This window comes from Pseudomonas sp. (genome assembly GCF_037994325.1).
In the GTDB taxonomy this organism is placed as follows: domain Bacteria; phylum Pseudomonadota; class Gammaproteobacteria; order Pseudomonadales; family Pseudomonadaceae; genus Aquipseudomonas.
Genome location: NZ_JBBNAH010000114.1, coordinates 1 through 2,582 on the forward strand (window position 1 = coordinate 1; position 2,582 = coordinate 2,582).

General features: G+C 62.2%; 2 protein-coding genes. One reads left to right on the forward strand and one right to left on the reverse strand.

Going from position 1 to position 2,582, the window contains the following annotated elements; all coding sequences use genetic code 11:
• On the forward strand, positions 1-1,303 hold a 1,303-nt coding region (locus AAAB16_RS03645), incomplete at its 5' end, for a TonB-dependent receptor (protein WP_340662113.1).
• A gap of 69 nt (positions 1,304-1,372) precedes the next feature.
• Here AAAB16_RS03645 and AAAB16_RS03650 read toward each other — a convergent pair.
• A complete protein-coding gene (locus tag AAAB16_RS03650; RefSeq protein WP_340662114.1) occupies positions 1,373-2,497 on the reverse strand; it encodes a class I SAM-dependent methyltransferase in 1,125 nt (374 codons plus the stop codon).
• Positions 2,498-2,582: the final 85 nt, after the last annotated feature.

Below are 2,582 nucleotides of genomic sequence, written 5' to 3' on the forward strand. Positions count from 1 at the left end.
GTCGTACTCGCAGTTGGAGGACACCTTTGGCATGGTCAACGGCGAGTACGACCTCAACGACCACTGGACCCTGTACGGCGCCGTGGGCGGCAAGTACACCCGCGAGAATGGCGTGTATTCCTCGCTCTACGTTTCCAGCCTTGACGGCAGCGGGCGGGTCGGCCGCCTGTATGCCCCGCGTGATGAAGAAAGCCGCAGCGCCCTGGGCGGCTTGCGCGGTCATTTCGATACCGGGCCGGTCACGCACAACGTGAATTTCGGTTTGACCGGCAACTGGCGGGAATGGCGCAGCGCCAACGAGTCCACCACGGTTGCTAACCGCTTACCGGGTAATTTGTACGACCCGTTCCCCAGCCCCGAGCCGCGCGCCACGATTAACGGCGATATCCACGACCCGCGCAAAACCGGTTCGGCCATCGCCCGTAGCTTGGCGGTATCCGACACGCTGGGTTTTTTTGATGACCGTGTGTTGTTTACCGCCGGCATTCGTCGCCAGCAGATCGTGACCAATTCCTGGAACGCTGGCACTGGTGTGCGCGCTGCGGCGTACGACCAGAGTATCAACACCCCGGTATATGGCTTGGTGGTCAAACCCACCGAGTACCTGTCGTTGTACGCCAACCGTATTGAGGGGCTATCGCCGGGACAGGTGAGTACCGCGGCGGGCAACTCGGGGGAAATGTTTCCGCCGTATCGGTCCAAACAGATTGAGGCGGGGATCAAGCTCGATTGGCAAACCTTTGGTGCCAATCTGGGCGTCTATCGCATCGAGCAGCCGCAATTGGTGACCATGGGTACTGGCTTAGGCGCGGTCTCCAGCGTTGACGCCGAACAACGCAACCGTGGTATTGAATTCAGCGTATTTGGCGAGCCGCTGCCAGGCCTGCGCTTGCTTGCTGGCGGCACGCTGATAGACAGCGAACTGCGCGGTACTGTGGCCACGGTCAATAACGTCACGGTGCGCGGCGTTAACGATGGCAACCGTGGCGTCGGTGTACCGACATTTCAGTACAACCTCAGCGCTGACTGGGATGTGCCCGGCGTGCAGGGCCTGGCGGTTAATGGCCTGATGCTGCGCACCGGCGGCCAGTATTACGACTCGGCGAACGACCTGGGCATCCCGGCATGGACGCGCTTCGACCTCGGCGCCCGCTACACCTTCAAAATGGACGAGCGCGATATCACCCTGCGCGCCGGGGTGGAAAACGTCGCCGATAAAGCCTATTGGAAATCCGCCAACGGCAGCTACCTGACCCAGGGCGCACCGCGCACCTTAAAAGTGTCGGCAACGGTGGATTTCTAACCCGCACCAAGCGATGGGCGTGTGTACGCCGTGGTGCGCACAGCACACCCTACGGTTGGGATGGCGCGGTTATTTGATGGCTTTCAAAATCACGAATTTTGGGTTCGCCGCTACCTGCTCAACCCCACGAAACAGGCGCTTTAGCTTGGCGTGGTAGCCGAGGTGGCGGTTACCGACAATCCACAGCTCGCCACCGGTGACCAAGGCCGCGCGGGCCTGCTGGAACATACGCCAGGCGAGGAAATCGCCCACCACCTGCTGCTGGTGAAACGGCGGGTTGCACAGCACGATCTCCAGCGAATCTTCCGGCTGCTCAGCCAGGCCATCGCCGGCACGGATATCCACGGCGCGCTCGCCCAGCGCGACCTGCCAGTTTTCGCTGGCCGATTGCACCGCCATATACGACTCATCCACCAGCGTCAGTTGCGCCTCGGGGTTGGCCAGGGCGCAGGCAATACCGAGTACACCGTTGCCGCAGCCAAGGTCGGCCACGCGCGCGCTGCCAAGGTTTTTCGGCAGGTGCGGAAGAAAGGCGCGGGTGCCGATATCCAGGCCCTCACGGCAAAACACATTGGCATGGTTCAGCAGTTCAATGGCCGGGCTGTCGAGGCGGTAGCGGCTGGGGTAGGGCGAGCTGGGCTGGGGTTTTTCGCTGGGCGTGGCAAACAGCAGGCGGGCTTTTTTCACCGCCAACGAGGCCTGCACCGGGCCGATAAATTGTTCCAGCAGGTCGCCAGCGCTGCGGGGCAAATGCTTGACCATGCCGGCCGCCACCACCTGCGCACCCGGCGCAAGTTGGCCGTGCAGGCGGATCAACTGTTCTTCCAATAGCGCCAGGGTTTTCGGGATACGGATCAGCACCCAGTCGAAGGGGCCACTGACGGTTTGGCTGGAGGCTACAAACTGCACGCTGTCCGCTGCCAACTTGTTGCATGCCAGGTTATGGGTTAGCGCCAAGGCACCCAGATGCGAGTCGCCACTGCTGACTACCTGGGCCTTACCCGCCAGGCTGGCGGCAAGGGCGCCGAAACTGTCGTTTAACACCAACACCCGGGCGTCACTGGCTAGGCCTTGCTCGGCCAGGTGGTTAAGCAGGTACTCGTCTGCCGCATCAAAGGCCTGCAACGGATCGTCGCGCTGCGGCGGTTGGCGGAACAGGTCGAGGCTGGCGAACGGGGTGGTGAAAACAGGCATGGCGCAAACCGCAGCAGAGCAGGGGCGGCAATGATGGACGATGGTTGGCACGACTGCCAGTAGGGTGTGCTGTGCGCACCACGGC

Excerpts from the sequence above, each read along its gene's own strand:
- AAAB16_RS03650 (WP_340662114.1), bottom strand. The coding sequence starts at position 2,497 with ATGCCTGTTTTCACCACCCCGTTCGCCAGCCTCGACCTGTTCCGCCAA.